Raw genomic sequence first — 19,546 nt, forward strand, 5'->3', positions numbered from 1 at the left:
ACCGTATCGCGTCACCACCCGACCGCATAACGTAGTGGCCGGGTCTGGTGGACGTTCACGGTTCGCCGGTAGGTGCCACCAGGGGTGGACACGGGAGAGGCAGGGAGAGTGCGGGTGCGACTCGAACAGGGAATCGTCGCCAAGGTCACCCGGAACGGGCAGCTTGAGCTGACCGCCGAGCGGAGCGGACTGCGATACCGGTTCGGGGCGACCGCCGCCGCGATGTGGATCGCGTTGCAGCAGCAGGGCGGTTCGCTGGAACGGGCGGCCGCTGTCCTGGCCCGGCAGTGGTCGGCTGATCCGGCGGCCACCCGACGGGACTTCGACGTCTGGCTGGAGGACATGCTCCGCGCCGGTCTGGTACGGGTGGAGTGACCGGTAAGGAGGGTCTGTCCGCCGCGTCCGACGGCTGTGCCGGACCGACCCCTATCCGGCCCCCCTGCACGCGGGCGGCATCCCGGTCGACGGTGCGTCGAACCCCTGTCCGGTGGGCCGGTGGGCGGGGGTCAGGCGTCGGCGGACGGGTGGGTGGTGTCGGTGGAGTCGTTGACCGCGCCGACGATCACCCGCAGCGCCTCGGCCAGTTCCTTACCGGACGGGGCGGCCTCGGGATCGAGCAACCGCTGCACCGTCAGTCCCGTCATCAACGCCAGCAGGAACGAGCCGACGGCCCTGCGGGTCTCCTCGGTGACGTGCTCACCGCCGTTGCGGATCACGAAGGTGGCCAGCGCCGGGCGGGCCCGGGTGTAGGTCTCGGCGAGTTGCTCCCGCAGCACCGGCAGGTGCTCGGCCAGCGCGAACGCCTCGATCCCGGCGACCCAGAGCGGCCGGTGGGTGCCGAACGACTCGACCAGGCCGGTCCACATCGACTCCAGCCGGTCCATCAGGTCGGGTTGGGTGCCGTCGCGCAGCACCCGGTCGATCTCGACGCCCCACTCCTCGAACGCCTGCACCAGGGCGGCGGTCAGCAGCGCCTCCTTGGAGCCGAAGTGGTACCCGATCGACGCCAGATTCGTGTCCGACGCGGCGACGATGTCGCGGGCGGTGGTGCGTGTGTAGCCGCGCTCGTAGAGGCAGACCCTGGCCCCTGCCAGCAGGCGTTCCCGATGACCCACGGCGTCACCCTACTCGGAACCACCCCCTAATTCATCCACCGGATGTATACGTGCGTATAAATTCGGTGGTAGCTTTCGGCCATGGCTACAGCGCAGGCAAAGGCCGGCCGCCGCGAGTGGATCGGTCTCGCGGTACTCGTCATGGTGACACTGATCATCAGCATGGACATGACCGTGCTGTCGTACGCTCTGCCGTTCATCACGGCGGACCTTGAGCCGACCAGCAGTCAGCTCCTCTGGATCACGGACGTCTACGCCTTCGTGCTGGCCGGCCTGCTGATTCCGATGGGGACCCTGGGGGACCGGATCGGGCGCCGCCGGTTGCTGATGATCGGTGCGGCGGTGTTCGGTGTGGCATCCGTGGCCACGGCCCTCTCCAACAGTCCCGGCATGCTGATCGGGACCCGGGCGGTGATGGGTGCCGCCGGCGCGACGCTCATGCCGTCGACCATGTCGTTGATCCGCAACATGTTCCACGACGAGAACGAACGCCGGGCCGCGATCGGGCTCTGGGCGGCCGGCTTCTCCGCCGGTGGCGTCATCGGCCTGGTGGCCGGCGGCGCGCTGCTCCAGTACTTCTCCTGGGGCACCGTCTTCGAGATCAACGTGCCGATCATGCTGCTGCTGCTGATCCTGGCCCCGTTGCTGCTGCCCGAGTTCCGCAACGCCGCAGCCGGCCGGCTCGACCTGATCAGTACGGTGCTGGCCTTCGTCGCCGTGCTGCCGATGATCTGGGGCATCAAGCAGTTCGCCGAGGACGGCGTGGACTGGCCGCCGGTGGCCGGTGTGGTCGGCGGGCTGGTCTTCCTGGCGGTGTTCGTGCTGCGTCAGCGGCGACTCGCCGACCCGGTGATCGACGTGCGGCTGTTCCGTGCTCCCGCGTTCAGCGCGGCGGTGGTGATGAACGTGCTCGCCAACTTCGCGCTGGTCGGGTTCATGTTCTTCATCAGCCAGTACCTCCAGCTGGTGCTCGGGCTACGCCCGTTCAGCGCCGGGCTGTGGTCGCTGCCCGCGGCGGGTGCGGCGGGTGTCGGCGCGGCGGTGCTGGCTCCGATGCTGGCGCAGCGCTTCCGGCGGGCCTACGTCGCCGCCGGTGGCCTGCTGGTGGGTGCCGCCGGTTGTCTGGTGCTCGCCCAGGTCGGCGACGAGTCGGGGCTGGCCCTGGTGGTGGTCGGCCAGGCGTTGATGACCGGCGGCATCGCGATGGTGCTGACGCTCAGCGCGGAGCTGATCGTGTCCACCGCGCCGCCCGAGCGGGCCGGTGCCGCCGCCGGGCTCTCCGAGACCGGCAGCCAGTTCGGTGCGGCGCTCGGTGTCGCGATCCTCGGCAGCATCGGCACGTTCGTCTACCGGCGGCAGCTGTCCGGCGACGCGCCCGACGGCGTGCCGGCGGACTCCTGGGCGACCGCCCGGGAGACCCTGGGCGGCGCCGTGCAGGAGAGCCGGACGCTCTCCGCCACCGCGGCGGACACGCTGGTCACGCTGGCCCGGGCCGCCTTCGCCACCGAGCTGCGGGCCGCCGCGCTCGCCTCGGCCGGCATCCTGGTGGTGACGGCGGTGCTGGCCGCGGTGCTGCTGCGCAACGTGGGGGCCTCGGTGCCCGGCCAGGGCCCGGCGGACGGTCCGACCGACCCCACCGCCGATGCCCCCGGTGCCCCGACGGGTCACGTCGACCCGGAGCGGACGGTCGACCCCCCGTCGTCCGGCGCGGGTGCCGAGGACGCCGACCGTGGCGACACCGACCCGGGGCCGGCGGTCCGGATCGGACCCGGGTCCACCGGGCAACCCGTCCGGCCGGCGCACCCGGTGGCCTGACCACGTTCGACCACCCGGAGGTGGCGTTCCCGCTCGTCGGGAGCGCCGCCTCCGGGCATTCGACCTCCTGGCCCCCCACCCGTCCCGGCGGGCTAGGGGGCCACCGCTGTGCTTAGGGGTTGTCCCGGCGTTTCGGGCGTTCCTACGCTCGCTTCGACAGCGGGCACCGGCGTCGCAGGGAGGGCGTCAGCACCACGCGTGACGGCGGATCCGGGCACCGGCCGAGACGGCGGTCCGGCCCGGCCGGCCGGGTGCGCCCGTTGGAGACGTCCCACTGCGGGGCGCACCCGCAGTGTCGACCCGTAGAGGACCAGTGATGACGGCAACGCTCGAGAACGACCTCTGGGTGCGGCGGTTCCATCCGGCGCCGTCCAGCGCGATCCGGTTGGTGGCGATGCCGCACGCCGGGGGCTCGGCCAGCTACCTGTTTCCGGTGTCCCGGGCCCTCTCGCCTGCGGTGGACGTGCTGGCGATCCAGTACCCGGGTCGACAGGACCGCCGGCACGAGCCGGTCCTGGACTCCATCGCCGACCTGGCCGACGGGGTGTTCGAGGCGCTCACCCCGTGGCTGGACCGCCCGGTGGCGCTCTTCGGCCACAGCATGGGTGCGGTGCTCGGCTACGAGGTCGGGTTGCGCCTGCAACGGCACACGGGTCGGCCGCCGGTGCGGCTGTTCGCCTCGGGCCGCCGGGCCCCGTCCCGGGTCCGGGACGAGCGGTACGTGCACACCCGCGACGACGCCGGGGTGCTGCGGGAGCTGGCCCGGCTCAGCGGCTCGGACCCACGGGTGCTGGGCGATCCCGAGCTGCTGCCGATGATCCTGCCTGCCGTGCGGGGGGACTACAAGGCGGTGGAGACCTACCGGGCCGACCCGGATCAGCTGCTGGACGCCCCGATCACCGTGCTGACCGGTGACGCGGACCCGATGACCACCCTGGACGAGGCGCGGGACTGGGCCCGGCACACCACCGGCGAGTGCGACGTGCGGGTGTATCCGGGTGGGCACTTCTATCTCAACGACCACGCAGCCGACGTGATCCGGCTGATCGGTGCCGAGCTGGCGCAGGCGCAGCAGGGCGGACCGACCGGCTGACCCGACCGGGACCCGGTCACGTCCGACCGCGCCGGCGCGGTGGTGACGTCCGACCAGGACACTGGGCCTGCGGGGGTGGTGACGTCCGACCGGGGCACCGTGCCGGCGGGGCGGTCACGGGCACCGGTACGACGACGGGCGGGTCACCGGCGCACCGGTGACCCGCCCGTCGTACCCGTCATTCGGCGATCTTGGTCCGCATGGTCCACTGGAAGACCACCACCCGCGAGGCGTCGTCATTGAGGCCGTCGTGGTCGCCCGAGCGTTCGAAGTGTTCGTAGCCGCCCAGATAGGGCACCTTGATCCGGCCGGTGCCGACCGGTGCGCTGTGGGCGCGATCGGTGGCCGGCAGGCCGACCGGTCCGCCCTCGAGCACGACGTCGAAGTGGTCACCGCCGCGAACGTCGCTGAACCGCCGCGCGCTGCTCACCCGGGTGAGATCGTCCACGCTTTCCTCCTCGGCTGGGGGCAGGGGCGCGGCGGACACCGTGTTCCGCGTCACTGCCCTCGGATGTCTCCAGCGTGGCGGCACCACTGGCCCGCGCATACCCGGAAGCGACCCCTAACCCGCCGGCCGACGCCCAGATTTCGGCGGCCGGCCAACCTGCGGTTACTTTGCGGCCCGGTGGGTCGCATTTGTGATAGCCCCGGCGATGTCGCAAGGGCGGCAGCATTGACCAGAGCTTATGAATTGCATCCGTAATAGTGTCGTCTTCTCGCTGAAACTCAATTTTTGCTCAAGAGTAGATTGCCCGATTCGCTGCTTCTCGTCCGGTCGGTGGTGGTGTGCCGACGTGGGCGGGATCGGTGCGGGCCGGGAGAGTTGGCCCGAAAAATTCCGGTACGAACCCTCTGCCGGAGTCATTTCGCAGGTCAACGCGCTGTCCGACGGGCCGAATCTGCGGCTATCCGTGCAGGTCGGAGGGGGCGGGACGGTTGTTCGATCATGTAATTGCTACCGGGTGGTAATTTTTCGGCCGAGGCCAACAATCCGACATAACGCCATGGCCGTGCGTAATATCGATGACGAAGTATCACCACCCCACTACCGTCTTGTACGGGTGTCTATGTATGCTGTGCTCGCCGTCGGGACGCGGTGAAAGTCATCAATCAATTGGCAGTCATCATTGTATGACCTGGTTTGCCGGCTGACGTGGTCAGTGGCCGGGTGGGTCCCGGCGGCCCGCGTGGCATCGAGCCGAAGGGTCTCGCCGGGGGGCCCGTCCGTAGTCGGCGGCACCCTCGTTCGATGCGTCATCGCTGACCTGGGGGGAGACGGGTGGAATTTGTGGAGAGAAGCCGCGAGCTTGACATCTTGCGGGACCTTTACTCCGGAAGCGTCACGGGCAGGGGGCGGGTCGCGCTGATCAGCGGCCCCGGTGCCACGGGCAAGACCGAGTTGTTGCGGGCCTTCGCCGACCACGTCGGCGCAGCGGGCGGGCTGGTGCTGCGGGCCGCCTGCTCCCGGGCGGAACGCCTGCTGCCCGCCGCCGTGATGGGGCAACTGTTCCACAGCGTGCCGCTGCCGGACGAGGTGATGCGGCGCATCGGCGCGTTCGTCGACATCGAGGGCGTCACGACCGGAGGGGACGCCGAGATCAGGGCCGTGCACGCGATGTGTGTCGAGCTGATCGACATCGCCCGCGCCCGCCCCCTCGTCCTGCTCGTCGACGACGTCGAGTTCGCCGACGAGACGACCCTGCACACCCTGCTCTACCTGCAACGGCGCCTCACCGCCGCGCAGATCCTGGTGGTGCTCACCGAGTCGCCGCAGCCGCAGCCGTTCCACCCGGAGTTCCGGGCCGAGATCAGCCGGCAGGCGAGCTTCTGCAACATCCAGCTGTCGCCGTTGTCCGAGGCGGGCGTCGCCGAGCTGCTGCGCGGTTGGGTCGACGACGAGACGGCGGCGGCGCTCGCCCCGGCGTACCACGGGGTCAGCGGCGGCAATCCGCTGCTGCTGCACGCGCTCGGCCAGGACCGGCGGGTCGCCGGCTCGACGGAGGTCGCCGAGGTGGTCGTCGGCGACCAGTTCCGCCAGGCGGTCCTGGCCTGCCTGCGACGCTGGGACCCGACGATCCTGGAGACGGCCCACGGGCTCGCCCTGCTCGGTGACCTCGCCACCCCGGCGCTGCTGGCCCGGCTGCTGGACACCAAGCCGGCCCGGGTCCAGTGGGTACTCAACGCGCTGACGATGTCCGGCCTGCTGCACGCCGGGCGGTTCCGGCACCCGGCGGCACGGGCGGCGGTCCTGCACGACCTGACCCCGGAGGCGCTGGCCGAGATGCACGCCCGGGCGGCGGAACTGCTGCACGCCGAAGGTGCCCCGGCCCCGGCGATCGGTGGGCACCTGCTCGCCGCAGGCGGCCTGGCCGAGCCGTGGGCGATCACGGTGCTCCAGGACTCGGCGACCCACGCGCTGGCCGAGGACCGGGTCGACGACGCGGTGGAGTCACTGAAGCTGGCCCACGACATGTGCGACGACGTCCCCCGCCGGGCGGCGCTCACCGCGACGTTGGCCGCCTGCCAGTGGCGGATCAACCCGGCGGCGGTGAGCCAGCACCTCCAGTCCCAGCGTGACGCCCTGCGGGCCGGGCACCTCTCCGAGCGCCACGCCGCCGCGCTGCTGCGCTACCAGCTCTGGCACGGTCACCGGGCGGACGCCCAGGAGACCCTGCGGCACCTGCGGGACACCCGCCAGCAGCTCGACGCCACCACCGCCGCCGAGCTGGAGGGGTGCGCCGAGTGGCTGCGGCTGCACTTCCCGGTGGCGTTCGCCGAGCTCGACGCCGACGCCGGCCCGGCGGTCACGCCGGCCGGGACCCCGGCCCGTTCCGACGGCTCACTCGGGTCGGCCACCCCCTCCCTGACCGCCGTGCTCACCGACGGGGTGACCGACGAGGTGATCGCCCGCGCCGAACAGGTGCTCGGCAGCCATCTGCTCGTCGACGTCGGGCTGGAGTCGGCGCTGTGCGCGTTGCAGACGCTGGTCTACGCCGACCGGATGGACCGTGCCGTGCACTGGTGTGACGTGCTGGGCGCCGAGGCGGGCGCCCGGGGGGCCACCACCTGGCATGCCATCCTGTCCGACGTCCGGTCGCACATCGCGCTGCGCCAGGGTGACCTGCCGCTCAGCGAGCGGTTCGCCCGCGAGGCGCTGGATGCGATGTCGCCGCACAACTGGGGGGTGGCGATCGGCTCGCCGTTGTCCAACATGCTGCTCGCCATGATCGGCATGGACAAGCTCGACGAGGCCGAGGCGCAGCTCAAACACGTCATCCCGGACGCCATGCGGGACACCTGGTTCTGGCCGTTGTATCTGCGGGCCCGTGGCCACCTGCACCTGGCCGGGGGGCGGGTGCACGCGGCGTTGGCCGACTTCGAGACCTGCGGGCAGTTGGCCACCCAGTGGGGGATGGACCTGCCGGCCCTGCTGCCCTGGCGGGGCGACCTGGCCCAGGTCTACCTGCGTTCGGGCCGGCCCGAACGGGCCCGCGCCATGGTGACCGAGCAACTGTCCCGGCCCGGTGCCGAGAACGCCCGGACCAGGGGGGTCTCCCTGCGGCTGCTCGGTTCCGCGCTCGACGTCAAGCAACGGGTCAACACCCTGCGCCAGGCGGCCAACCTGCTCCAGGAATCCGGCGACCGCTACCAGCTCTTCCTCGCCCTGGCCGCGCTGAGCAGCGCCCACTACGGGCGGGGCGAGTTCAACACCTCACGGGTGGTGGCCCGCAGCGCGTTGCAGCTCGCCAAGGACATCCAGGCGCAGGCGCTGTGCCGGCGGCTGCTGCCCGGCGGCGACGCGGCCGGCGGCGACGACCCGGACGCCCCCCCGGAGCACGAGGAGATGTCCCGGCTCAGCGACGCCGAGCAGCGGGTCGCCACCCTGGCCGCGCTCGGCCACACCAACCGGGAGATCGGCAAGAAGCTCTACATCACGGTGAGTACGGTCGAACAGCACCTCACCCGGGTCTACCGGAAGCTGAACGTCCGGCGTCGCACCGAGCTGTCACTGGGACTGCCGATGGACGCGGCCGGGGCCGGGCTGCTGGCCGTCGGATCTGGCGGCAGCGAGCGGTCCTGGCCGCAGTGGGAGTCGGCGGTCCAGGCGAGCTGAGCCGCCGCAGGTGCCGATTCCGGGGTGGGCCTAGGCCCACCCCTTCGGGTCATTAGCTCCATTGAGCCGTATCGGCCCGATCCATACCGTGAACATGTACCCACCGCCGTTCGGCGACGTTCTTTTGCGGGGAGCATGAGGTGGACAGAAACAAGGACCGGCGCACGCCGACCAGCGGTGCCGATGCGGTGCGGCTGGACGATGTACGCAAGACGTACGGCCGCGGTGAGAACCGGGTCGACGCGCTGCGGGGCGTGACGATGAGCTTCCCCCGGGGCAGCTTCACCGCCGTGATGGGGCCCTCGGGCTCCGGCAAGAGCACGTTCCTGCACTGCGCGGCGGGGCTCGACGTGCCCTCGTCCGGCTCGGTGGTGCTGGACGGCAAGGAACTCAGTGGCATGAACGAGAACCAGCTGACCCGGCTGCGCCGGGAGCGGGTCGGCTTCATCTTCCAGGCGTTCAACCTGATGCCGGCGTTGAACGTGGAGCAGAACGTGGGCCTGCCGTTCCGGCTGGCCGGCCGCCGGCCCGACCGCCACTCCGTGGTGGAGGTGCTGGGTCGGGTGGGGCTGGCCGAGCGGCGCAAGCACCTGCCGAGCGAGCTGTCCGGCGGTCAGCAGCAGCGGGTCGCGATCGCGCGGGCGCTGATCATGCGACCGGCCGTGATCTTCGCCGACGAGCCGACCGGCGCGCTGGACACCCAGACCACCATCGAGGTGCTGCAACTGCTCCGTGAGACGGTGTCCAGCGGGGGACAGACCATCATCATGGTGACCCACGACCCGGTCGCCGCAGCCGCTGCGCACCGGGTGCTGTTCCTCGCCGACGGCCAGTTCATCGGGGAGCTGGAGGCGCCGACCGCCGACGTGGTGGCCGAGCGGATGACCCACCTGACCGCGTGGCAGCAGAACCGGGCGGCGCAGTCCACCGGCAGGGGTGGCTTCTGATGACGTACCTCGCGTGGCGCACCCTGCGCTACCGCAAGCTCGCGTTCATCGCGACGTTCATCGCGGTCTTCTTCGGTGTGGCGCTGATCGTCGCCTGCGGTGGTCTGATGGAGACCGGCATCCGGATGGCGGTCCCGCCGCAGCGGCTGGCGGCGGCCGACGTGGTGGTCAGCGGCAAGCAGACCTACGGTGTGCCCAAGAAGGACCCGCAGGACACCAAGAACATCAAGTCGGTGCCGCTGGCCGAGCGGTACTGGATCGACCCGGGCCTGGTCAGCAAGATCCAGGGGGTGCCCGGGGTCGAGCGGGCGGTGGCCGAGTCGTCCTTCGCCGCCACCGTCGTGCGCAACGGCGCACCCGTGATCGTCGGCACCCAGTCGCTGGGGCACGGGTGGGAGTCGGCGCAGCTCGGGCCGTACCGGCTCGACGGGCAGCCCCCCGCGCAGGCCGGGCAGGTCGTGTTGGACCGGGCGGTGGCCAAGCTCGCCCGGGTCAAGGTCGGTGACCGGGTCGACGTCGTGGTCGGTGGGGTGACCTCCGCCTTCCAGGTCAGCGGCATCGCCACCCCACCGGGTGAGGTGAGCCAGTCGGCGCTGTTCTTCTCCGGCGACGACGAGCGGCGGCTCAACCCGCACACCGGCACCTCCGACGCGATCGGGGTGCTGGCCAAGCCCGGCACCGACGTGGAGGCGCTGCGCGAGCGGATCGAGCGGACCCTAGCCGACCGTAAGCTCGTCGTGCTCACCGGCGACGACCGGGGCGCGGCCGAGTTCCCCGAGGCGGTCGGCGGCCAGGCGCAGCTCATCCCGCTCTCCGGTGTCTTCGCCGGCATGACGGTCTTCGTGGCGATCTTCGTGGTCGCCAGCACCCTGGGCCTGTCGGTGCAGCAGCGGCAGAAGGAGATCGCGCTGCTGCGCTCGATCGGTGCGACGCCCCGGCAGATCCGGACGATGGTGCGCCGTGAGGCGCTGGTGGTCGCCGTCGGCGCGGCGATTCTCGGCTGCGCCCCCGGGGTGTTCCTCGGGCCGCTGCTCTATCACATCGTCTCCGACGCGGGGGTCATCTCGCCGGTGGTCGAGTTCCACCAGGGCTTCGTCCCCTACCTGGCGGCCCCCGCCATCGGGATCTTCGCCGCGATGGTGGCCGCCTACGTGGCCGGGCGACGCCCCTCCAAGATCCGGCCCACCGCCGGTATCGCCGAGGCCGCCGTCCAGCGCAAGTGGGTGAGCTGGCCCCGGGTGGTGTTCTCCATCCTGTTCTTCGCCGCCGGGTTCGCGCTGATCCTGGTGACGGCGATCGTCATGCAGGGCGCGGTGGCCTCCGCGACCGCCGGGCCGGCGGTGATGTGCTGGGCGATCTCGATCGCGTTGATCAGTCCGGGGCTGACCCGGCTGTTCGCCGCCGTGCTCAGCGTGCCGGTGCGGGCGTTCTTCGGGCTGGCCGGCTACCTCGGCACGGTCAACGTCCGGACCCGCGCCGTCCGGGTGGCCTCCGCGGTCACCCCGATCATGCTGGCGGTGGCGCTGGCGGTGGCCAACTTCTACCTCCAGACCACCCAGAACGAGGCCGCCGAGCGGTACTACTCCGACAACCTGCGGGCCGACCTGGTGCTCAGCTCCACCACCGGCGGGTTCCCCGCCGAGACGGTGGAGGCGCTGCGGTCCGCGCCGGGCGTCGAGGACGCGTCCGCGTACGTGACCAGCGCCGGGTGGATCAACAAGCCGTACGACGGGTCGCATGTGGAGTCGCCCTGGCCGTTGCAGGGGGTGAGCGGGGCCAGCGCCGCCAGCATCACCGGTGTGCGCACGAGCGCCGGCAACCTGGGTGACCTCAGGGGTGACACCGTCGCGCTGCCCGAGGTCGCCGGCAAGAACGTCGGCGTCGGCGTCGGCGACCAGATCACCCTGCGACTCGGTGACCGGTCGGCAGTCGACCTGCGGGTGGTGGCGCTCTACCCGGCCAAGAAGGGGTTCGAGACGATCCTGCTCCCGGCCGACCTGCTCGCCGCGCACAGCACCACCGGGCTGTCCCGGCAGATCCTGGTCACCGCCGAGCCCGGCACCAGCCGGGACGCGCTGACGGCCAGCCTGCGGGAGAAGGTCGCCGGTCACCCGGGCACCATGATCGAGGGCCGCGATGCGATCACCACGTTCGCCGAGCGCACCAAGACCCAGGCGTGGGTCAACTACCTGCTCGTGGCGCTGGTCGCCGGCTACACCATGATCTCGGTGGCGAACACCCTGATCGTGGCGACCGCCGGCCGACGCCGGGAGCTGGGCATGCAACGGCTCATCGGCGCCACCCGCAAGCAGGCACTCCAGATGCTCAGCGTGGAGGCGGGCATGGTCGCCGTCATCGGTGTGGTGCTCGGCACCATCGCCTCCGTCGCCACACTGCTGCCGTTCAGCATCGTGGTGCTCGGGCGACCGGTGCCCTCCGGGCCGATCTGGATCTACCTGGCCGTGGTGGCGGGTGCGGCGGTGCTGGCCTTCGCCGCCACCGTGCTGCCCGGTCGTCGGGTGATGCTCACCCGACCGGCGGAAGCAGCGGTCGCCGTCGAGTAGGAACGCGCCCCACAGCGCCGTTGGTGCCCCCGGTCGGGTGACCGGGGGCACCACCGTGTGTCCGGGTCCCCGGGGCGACCTACCGCTGGGACGATCGGCCGGTGGCGGTCCGGGACAGACGCGGCCGGCTGTCCGAAACGGACGGCCGGTGACGGCTCGGAACGGACGGCGCGGCGTCAGGAGACGTCGGCGCGGGTGCCGTTGAGGTACGCCAGCACGGCCAACACCCGACGGTTGCTGTCGTCGGCCGGGGTCAGGTCGAGTTTGGTGAAGATGCTGGTGGTGTACTTGGCGACCGCGCCCTGGCTGACGATGAGGCGCTGCGCGATGGCCGTATTTGAACATCCTTCGGCCATCAGCTTCAACACCTCCCGCTCGCGGGGGGTGAGGGTCGACAGCGGCTCCCGGCGGGACCGGCCGGCCAGCAACTGCGAGATGACCTGCGGGTCCATCGCGGTGCCCCCGTCGGCGACCCGGCGGATGGCGTCCACGAACTGGTCGCTGTTGAGCACCCGGTCCTTGAGCAGGTAGCCGATGCCGCCGCTGGCGTCGGCGAGCAGCTCCTTGGCGTACAGCTGCTCGACGTGCTGGGAGAGCACCAGGATGGGCAGGCCGGGGCAGCGTCGCCGGGCTTCCAGAGCAGCCTGGAGGCCCTCGTCGGTGAACGTGGGCGGCAGTCGCACGTCGACCACCGCGACCTCCGGGCGGAGGGTCACCAGGGCGTCGAGCAGTGCCGGTCCGTTGTCGACGGCCGCGACGATCTCGAAGTCGTACGATTCGAGGAGCTGGACCATTCCCTGTCTCAGAAGGAAGAGGTCCTCGGCGAGTACAACGCGCACGGCAGCTCCAGGATCGCGACGGTCGGCCCACCTTCGGGACTGCTGAGGACGAGCGTCCCGTCGAACGTAGCACAGCGCCGTTCGATGCCCCGGAGTCCGGTGCCGAGCGAGGCGTCGGCCCCGCCCTGACCGTTGTCGATCACCACGGCCCGCAGCGCGCCGTCCTCGTGGCGCAGGTCGATGCTGGCCCGGTCGGCGTTGGCGTGCTTGACGATGTTGGTCAGCAACTCGGACAGGGCGAAGTAGACGGCGGACTCCGCCGGGGCGGCCAACCGGCCGGGCACGTCGGCGGTGACGTCGACGTCGATCGGGCTCTCCAGCGCGATGGCCCGGATGGCGTCCTCCAATCCCCGCTCGGCGAGCACCGGGGGGTGGATGCCCCGGATCAGGCAACGCAGCTCCTCCAGCGCGGAGGCGGTGGCGTTGCGCGCGTCGACCAGCAGGGTCTCCGCGACGTCCGGATTGGTCCGCAGCTGCCGGGTGGCCGCGCCGAGTTTCATGCCGATCGCGACCAGCCGTGCCTGTGCCCCGTCGTGCAGGTCCCGTTCGATCCGGCGCAGCTCGGTGGCCTGGATGTTGATCACATCCGAGCGGGTCTCGGAGAGGTGCCGCATCCGGGAGGCGATCTCCGCCCGTTCGCTCGGGCCGAGCAGCGTACGGGCGAAGTAGGCGTGCCCGGCCACCACACCCGGGGAGGCGGCCACCCAGATCGCGAACACCACGAGGCTGACCAGCGCCCCGAGCACCGCGTGCGGCCAGGTGTCCATCGGGGTGAAGCCGTACCAGAAGTCCACCCCGGACTCGCGCATCAGCATCCAGAACCCGGCGGAGAGCACCAACCCCTCCACCGAGTAGACCAGCAGGGTCACCGGCAGCAGGCCGAGCACGAAGCCGACGAACACGTTGAGCAGGAGGAACAGCAGGTCACGCCAGGTCGCCGGGTCGGTGAGGATGGACCGGCAGCGCTGCACCCAGCCGACCACGCCCCGCTCGGTGGGCGGCGCGGGGAGGTAGGGCGTGGGGATCGGCACCCCGGCCCGGCCGGCGAGATCCCGGCACAGCCCGGTGACCCGGCGGACCAGCGGGGTGACCAGGGGCAGCAGCAGCACTCCGACGCCGAGCGAGATGAACGCCGTGGCGAGCACGGTGGCGACGAGCAGGGCCAGGCTGAGCGCGGCGCTGGCGACGAGCAGCACACCGCGCCCGGTGGCGTACAGCGCCCGCGACAGGGCCCGCCCGGTGAGTCCCGTGGTGGTGGCGACGTCCATGTCCTGCGGCTCCCCGGTCACGGCAGATCGATGGTGGTGCCCGCACTCAGTGGTGTGTCGTGGACGACCAGTTGGCGCAGCTCGGTGCCGACCGGCGTGTCGTAGACCAGTGATCCGCTGACCGTCGCGCCGGGCTTGATGTTCTTCGTCAACCGCTGCGTGTCCGGATAGTAGAGCAGCGACCGGGTGTCCGGTGTGTAACCACGCCCGTCGACGTCGACCAGCCGTTGGCTGAGCGGCCAGACAATGGTGCCCTTGGACCCCTTGTTGACCACGTCGACGTCGACCATGCAGAACACGCCGTCCGCCTTCTGGGTCAGCGGCCAGAACCCGATCTCCCGCGACCCGCAGTGCACCCCCCGTACGGTGAATTCCAACGACCCGTCCTGACCGCTCGCGGTGGCGGGGGTGGGGCTCGGGGTGGGCGACGGGCTCGGGGTGGGGCTCGGCGTGACGCTGACCGGCGCGGACGGGTCCGGCCCGGCGGCCGGTGCGCCCCGCTGGTCGGCCTGGCGCAGCGCGACCACGCCCAGCACGACGGCGGCCACCACCGCCACCACCCCGGTCAACACCGCCGGCCAGGACGGCGGCGACCGGTGCGGCGGCGGCGGAGCGACCAGGGTGGCCGGCTGACCGACGACCGGATACCACCGGGTGCCGTCGAGCTGCTCGGTGGTCGCGGCGACCGGCTCCACCGCCGACCGGATGCTCGCCGTGTCGGCGCTGCCGACCAGGATCAGCATCGCCTCCCGGGCGGTGGGCCGCTGTCGGGGGTCGGTATGCAGCGCCCGGGCGACCACCGCGGCCAGGCCGGCGGGCAGTCCACTCAGGTCGGGCCCGCCGGCCTGGTGGACCCGGGGGTCGACCGGCAGCCGACCGGTGGCGGCCCAACCGACGAGGATGCCCCAGGCGTAGACGTCGGCGGGCTGGGCCGGGGGGAAGCCGGCGAGCCGTTCCGGGGCCAACCAGCCCGGGGTGCCGTACGAGGGACCGGTGGTCGGGTCGAGGACCTCGATCAGGCTCGCCAACCCGAAGTCGATGACCTTCGGCCCGAACGGGGACAGCAGCACGTTGCGGGGGGTCAGGTCACCGTGGGCCAGCCCGGCGGCGTGGATCGCGGTGAGCCCGGCGGCCACGCCGACGGCCAGCGCCTCGGCCTGGGGCCCGGAGAGCGAGCCGTGCCGGGTCACGTGCTCGTGCAGGGACGACCCGGTCACGTACTCCGTGACGAGGTAGGGGACCGGCCCCTGCGGGTCGGCGTCGAGCACCCGGGCGGTGCAGAAGTCGGCCACCCGGCCGGCGGCGGCGACCTCCCGGGTGAACCGTCGCCGGAACTCCGGCCGGGACCGCAGCTCGTCGTGGACGACCTTGACCGCCACCCGGCTCCCGCCCGGCGCCTCGGCCAGGAAGACCACCCCCATGCCGCCGGACCCGAGCAGGCGGCGTAGCCGGTAGGGTCCGACATGGTCCGGATCACCCGGCCGAAGCGGCGACCCCGGCTCGGCCACTGCGCCGCTGGTCAGCTCGCCCATGTAGACAAGTGTCCCATGGCGGGTCGAGGCCCGCGCCCCCTCAGCCGTCCCCGCTGGACGCCCCGCGGGGACGCCGTGCGGGCCTGCGCTGGGGACGCCTGGTAGGGGATCGCTAAGGGTTGGCAGGGTCGGGGGCGGACCCTAGCGTGTGGTCGCACGCGCTCGCCGGCGCTTGATGCGGTCGGCGACCCCGCCGGCTGACGACGGGGTCGCCGACCCCGGTGGTAGGGGCTGCCGCCGATGCGGCACCGACAACCGATGGTCGCGCCGGCGTCGCCGGGGACCACCGCGCCGGCCACCGCGCCGTCGTCGTGGTGCGCGCCGCCCGGACTAGAGAGGGACGTGAGCACCCATGACCCCGACGACACGGTACGACGATGTGCAGCCGCCGGGCGGCGGGACCTCCGGCCCCAAGCAGATCCGTCAGTTGGACCGGGTGGTGATCCGGTTTGCGGGTGACTCGGGTGATGGGATGCAGTTGACGGGGGACAGGTTCACCTCGGAGACGGCGCAGTTGGGGAATGATATTTCGACGTTGCCGAATTTCCCGGCGGAGATTCGGGCGCCGGCGGGGACGTTGCCGGGGGTGTCGAGTTTCCAGGTGCATTTCGCTGACTATGACATCCTGACGCCGGGTGACGCGCCGAACGTTCTCGTCGCGATGAATCCGGCGGCGTTGAAGGCGAATCTGGGGGATCTTCGTCGGGGTGCGGACATCATCGTGAACACCGATGAGTTCACCCGCCGGAACCTGGTCAAGGTCGGTTACGCGGTCAGTCCTCTCGACGATGACACCCTGGATGGGTTCGTGGTGCATCCGGTGGCGTTGACGTCGATGACCGTCGGGGCGTTGGCGGAGTTGTCGGTGTCGAAGAAAGACGCCGAGCGGGCGAAGAACATGTTCGCGTTGGGGTTGTTGTCGTGGATGTACTCCCGCCCGTACGACTCGACGCTACGGTTCCTGGAACGGAAGTTCGCCAAGCGTCCGGATCTCGTCGCGGCGAACATCGCCGCGTTCCGGGCGGGCTGGAACTACGGCGAGACCACCGACAGTTTCTCCGTACGGTACGAGGTGAAACCCGCGAAGATGCTGCCGGGCACGTACCGCAACATCACCGGCAACGCCGCCCTGTCCCTCGGTCTGGTCGCGGCCGGGGTCCGGTCCGGTCTGCCGGTGTTCCTCGGCGCGTACCCGATCACCCCGGCGTCGGACATCCTGCACGAGTTGTCGAAACACAAGAAACTCGGTGTGGTCACCATGCAGGCCGAAGACGAGATCGCCGCGGTCGGCGCCGCCCTCGGCGCCTCCTACGGCGGCGCGTTGGGGGTGACCACGACCAGCGGCCCCGGTGTCGCCCTGAAATCCGAGACGATCTCCCTGGCCGTCGCCCTGGAACTACCCCTGGTCATCGTCGACGTCCAACGCGCCGGCCCCTCCACCGGGCTACCCACGAAAACCGAACAGGCCGACCTGAACATGGCCCTACACGGCCGCCACGGTGAAGCCCCCGTCGCGGTGATCGCCGCGAAGTCACCCTCGGACTGCTTCCACGCCGCCCTCGAAGCCGCCCGCATCGCGGTCACCTACCGCACCCCGGTGATCCTGCTGTCGGACAACTACGTCGCCAACGGCTCCGAACCCTGGCTCCTACCCGACGTGCAGGATCTACCCGACCTACGCGTCGACTTCGCGACCGCACCCAACCACGACGACGGCGTCACGTTCCTGCCCTACCTACGCGACCCCGACACCCTCGCCCGCCCCTGGGCGATCCCCGGCACCCCCGGCCTCGAACACCGCATCGGTGGACTGGAGAAAGCCGACAAGACCGGCGACATCTCCTACGACCCCGCCAACCACGACTACATGGTCCGCACCCGCGCCGCCCGCATCCAGGCCATCCCCGTGCCCGACCTCGACGTCGACGACCCCGACGGCACCGCCCGGACCCTCGTGCTCGGCTGGGGCTCCACCTACGGACCCATCGGCGCCGCCTGCCGCACCCTGCGCCACCACGGCCAACCCATCGCCCAAGCCCACCTGCGCCACCTCAACCCCCTACCGGCCAACCTCGGCGACGTCCTGGCCACCTACGACCGCGTCGTCATCCCCGAGATGAACCTCGGCCAACTCGCCCAGATCATCCGCGCCCGATACCTGATCGACGCGATCGCCTACAACCAGGTCCGCGGCCTACCCTTCACCGCCGCCGAACTGGAGACGATGCTGGAAGAGGTCTGCAAAAATGCCTGAACCCGTCGCCGTGAAACTCACCACCAAAGACTTCAAATCCGACCAGGAAGTCCGCTGGTGCCCCGGCTGCGGCGACTACGCCATCCTCGCCGCCATCCAACAATTCATGCCCGAACTCAACATCCCCCGCGAAAACACCGTCTTCATCTCCGGCATCGGCTGCTCATCCCGCTTCCCCTACTACATGAACACCTACGGGATGCACTCCATCCACGGCCGCGCCCCCGCCATCGCCACCGGACTGTCCGTCACCCGCCCCGACCTGTCCGTCTGGGTCGTCACCGGCGACGGCGACGCCCTCTCCATCGGCGGTAACCACCTCATCCACGCCCTACGCCGCAACGTCAACATCACCATCCTGCTATTCAACAACCGCATCTACGGCCTCACCAAAGGCCAATACTCCCCCACCAGCGAAACCGGCAAAATCACCAAATCCACCCCCGCCGGATCCGCCGACGCCCCCTTCAACCCCCTCTCCCTCGCCCTCGGAGCCGAAGCCACCTTCGTCGCCCGCACCATCGACTCCGACCGCAAACACCTCCAAACCGTCCTCCGCGCCGCCGCCCAACACCACGGCGCCGCCTTCGTCGAGATCTACCAAAACTGCAACATCTTCAACGACGGCGCCTTCGACCAACTCAAACAACCCGACACCCGCGACGACCACCTCATCCCCCTCGAACACGGCCAACCCATCACCTTCGGCCGCGACCGACAACACTGCGTCGTCCACCCACCCCACGGATTCGGCCTCGAAATCCGCGACACCGCCACCACCCCACCCGAAAACATCGTCATCCACGACACCACCATCACCGACCCCGCCTACGCCTTCGCCCTCACCCGCCTCCCCGAACACAACCACCGCAACACCCCCATCGGCGTCCTCCGCCAAATCAACCGCCCCTCCTACGACACCCTCGTCCAACACCAAATCACCACCGCCAAAAACACCACCACCGACACCCCCGAACAACAACTCACCAACCTCCTCCACACCGGCGACACCTGGACGATCCCGGCGGCATAGCTGCGCGACCACGGGCCGGAACCTCACCGGCCGCCACCCGCCGAGGCCGACCCGACGCCGTACCGCACCGAGCCGGCAGCGGCGTCGAGCCGCGCACCCGCAGCACTGGATGAACGAGGGGACCACACCGATGAACGCCGGCATCTACGCCGTCAGTGACCTGCACGTGGCGTACCCGGAGAACCGGAAGATCGTGGAGAGCCTCTGGCCCCGCGCGGCCGGCGACTGGCTGATCGTCGCCGGTGACGTCGCCGAACTCTTCGCCGACGTCACCTGGGCGCTGACGCTGCTCAGCGAACGGTTCGGCAAGGTCATCTGGGCCCCCGGAAACCACGAGCTGTGGACCCACTCCCAGGACCCTGTCCGGCTGCGCGGGGAGGAGCGCTACCAGGCCATCGTGCGGCACTGCCGGAGCCTGGGCGTGAGCACCCCGGAGGACGAGTACCCGATGTGGACCGGAGCCGACGGCCCGCTGCTGGTGGCACCGCTGTTCGTCGGTTACGACTACTCGTTCCGCGAACCGGGCGTCACCAGTAAGGAACAGGCGCTGGCCCGCGCCCACGCCGCCGGGGTGGTCTGCGCCGACGAGGTGTTCCTGCACCCCGATCCGCACCCGAGCCGGGACGCCTGGTGCCGGGCCCGGGTGGCGCTGACCGAGACCCGGCTCGCCGGCTGCGACCCGACCGTACCGAAGGTCCTGGTCAACCACTACCCGCTGGTCCGGATGCCCACCGACATCCTGCGCTACCCCGAGTTCGCCCAGTGGTGCGGCACCGAACTCACCGCCGACTGGCACCGCCGGTTCCACGCCCGGACGGTGATCTACGGACACCTGCACATCCCTCGGGTGACCTGGCACGACGGGGTGCGGTTCGAGGAGGTCTCCGTCGGCTACCCCCGGGAGTGGCGCCCCCGCCCCCGCCCCGACTCGTGGCTGCGGCGGGTGCTGCCGGCACCCATCCAGGTCTGACG

Annotated in this window: 14 protein-coding genes; 9 read left to right on the forward strand and 5 right to left on the reverse strand. The window is 70.9% G+C overall.

The window, feature by feature from the left end; translation table 11 throughout:
- Positions 1 to 114: 114 nt before the first annotated feature.
- A complete protein-coding gene (locus tag ACQP2H_RS09350) occupies positions 115 to 375 on the forward strand; it encodes a PqqD family peptide modification chaperone (protein WP_307799579.1) in 261 nt (86 codons plus the stop codon).
- 131 nt (positions 376 to 506) lie between these two features.
- On the opposite strand, the gene ACQP2H_RS09355 is transcribed toward ACQP2H_RS09350, so the two are convergent.
- Positions 507 to 1,115, reverse strand: a complete 609-nt coding sequence (locus ACQP2H_RS09355; protein ID WP_357538529.1) for a TetR/AcrR family transcriptional regulator — start codon at positions 1,113 to 1,115, stop codon at positions 507 to 509.
- Between the two features lie 81 nt (positions 1,116 to 1,196).
- Here ACQP2H_RS09355 and ACQP2H_RS09360 point away from each other — a divergent pair, with 81 nt between their 5' ends.
- Positions 1,197 to 2,930, forward strand: coding sequence for an MFS transporter (locus ACQP2H_RS09360; RefSeq protein ID WP_357538527.1), 1,734 nt, complete (start codon positions 1,197 to 1,199; stop codon positions 2,928 to 2,930).
- Positions 2,931 to 3,246: 316 nt separating this feature from the next.
- The gene (locus ACQP2H_RS09365) at positions 3,247 to 4,023 is read left to right on the forward strand and encodes a thioesterase II family protein (RefSeq protein ID WP_208569142.1); all 777 of its coding nucleotides are present in this window, start codon (positions 3,247 to 3,249) and stop codon (positions 4,021 to 4,023) included.
- Between the two features lie 178 nt (positions 4,024 to 4,201).
- Here ACQP2H_RS09365 and ACQP2H_RS09370 read toward each other — a convergent pair whose 3' ends face one another.
- Complete coding sequence (locus ACQP2H_RS09370) at positions 4,202 to 4,471, reverse strand: DUF5988 family protein (RefSeq protein WP_208569143.1); 270 nt, start codon at positions 4,469 to 4,471, stop codon at positions 4,202 to 4,204.
- 831 nt (positions 4,472 to 5,302) lie between these two features.
- Here ACQP2H_RS09370 and ACQP2H_RS09375 point away from each other — a divergent pair.
- The 3 genes from ACQP2H_RS09375 (at position 5,303) to ACQP2H_RS09385 (ending at position 11,648) form a co-directional block, all read left to right on the forward strand.
- Positions 5,303 to 8,137, forward strand: a complete 2,835-nt coding sequence (locus ACQP2H_RS09375) for a helix-turn-helix transcriptional regulator (protein WP_357538521.1) — start codon at positions 5,303 to 5,305, stop codon at positions 8,135 to 8,137.
- Between the two features lie 140 nt (positions 8,138 to 8,277).
- Positions 8,278 to 9,084 carry an ABC transporter ATP-binding protein gene (locus ACQP2H_RS09380; protein ID WP_208569145.1) on the forward strand — a complete coding sequence of 269 codons (807 nt, stop codon included), beginning with the start codon at positions 8,278 to 8,280 and terminating at the stop codon, positions 9,082 to 9,084.
- A complete protein-coding gene (locus ACQP2H_RS09385) occupies positions 9,084 to 11,648 on the forward strand; it encodes an FtsX-like permease family protein (protein ID WP_208569146.1) in 2,565 nt (854 codons plus the stop codon). Before ACQP2H_RS09380 ends, ACQP2H_RS09385 begins: the two co-directional genes overlap by 1 nt.
- Positions 11,649 to 11,824: 176 nt before the next feature.
- On the opposite strand, the gene ACQP2H_RS09390 is transcribed toward ACQP2H_RS09385, so the two are convergent.
- The 3 genes from ACQP2H_RS09390 to ACQP2H_RS09400 are packed head-to-tail and all read right to left on the reverse strand — an operon-like array spanning position 11,825 to position 15,287.
- Entirely contained in the window at positions 11,825 to 12,487 is a 663-nt protein-coding gene (locus ACQP2H_RS09390; protein ID WP_208569147.1) for a response regulator, read from the reverse strand.
- A complete protein-coding gene (locus tag ACQP2H_RS09395) occupies positions 12,451 to 13,755 on the reverse strand; it encodes a sensor histidine kinase (RefSeq protein ID WP_219470834.1) in 1,305 nt (434 codons plus the stop codon). Before ACQP2H_RS09395 ends, ACQP2H_RS09390 begins: the two co-directional genes overlap by 37 nt.
- A 17-nt stretch (positions 13,756 to 13,772) precedes the next feature.
- Positions 13,773 to 15,287 (reverse strand): serine/threonine-protein kinase, encoded by a 1,515-nt coding sequence (locus ACQP2H_RS09400; RefSeq protein ID WP_219469153.1) that lies wholly within the window; start codon positions 15,285 to 15,287, stop codon positions 13,773 to 13,775.
- 352 nt (positions 15,288 to 15,639) lie between these two features.
- Between ACQP2H_RS09400 and ACQP2H_RS09405 the strand changes: the two genes are divergently transcribed.
- From ACQP2H_RS09405 to ACQP2H_RS09415, 3 genes are all read left to right on the forward strand, one after another.
- Positions 15,640 to 17,541, forward strand: a complete 1,902-nt coding sequence (locus tag ACQP2H_RS09405) for a 2-oxoacid:acceptor oxidoreductase subunit alpha (protein ID WP_433232137.1) — start codon at positions 15,640 to 15,642, stop codon at positions 17,539 to 17,541.
- Complete coding sequence (locus tag ACQP2H_RS09410) at positions 17,534 to 18,574, forward strand: 2-oxoacid:ferredoxin oxidoreductase subunit beta (protein ID WP_433232140.1); 1,041 nt, start codon at positions 17,534 to 17,536, stop codon at positions 18,572 to 18,574. The genes ACQP2H_RS09405 and ACQP2H_RS09410 overlap by 8 nt, the downstream gene beginning before the upstream one ends.
- Positions 18,575 to 18,704: 130 nt before the next feature.
- Positions 18,705 to 19,544: a metallophosphoesterase family protein gene (locus tag ACQP2H_RS09415; RefSeq protein ID WP_219469160.1), complete on the forward strand. Its 840-nt coding sequence runs from the start codon at positions 18,705 to 18,707 to the stop codon at positions 19,542 to 19,544.
- Positions 19,545 to 19,546: the final 2 nt, after the last annotated feature.

The sequence above is a fragment of the Micromonospora sp. CA-248260 genome, from assembly GCF_050942205.1.
In the GTDB taxonomy this organism is placed as follows: domain Bacteria; phylum Actinomycetota; class Actinomycetes; order Mycobacteriales; family Micromonosporaceae; genus Micromonospora; species Micromonospora antibiotica.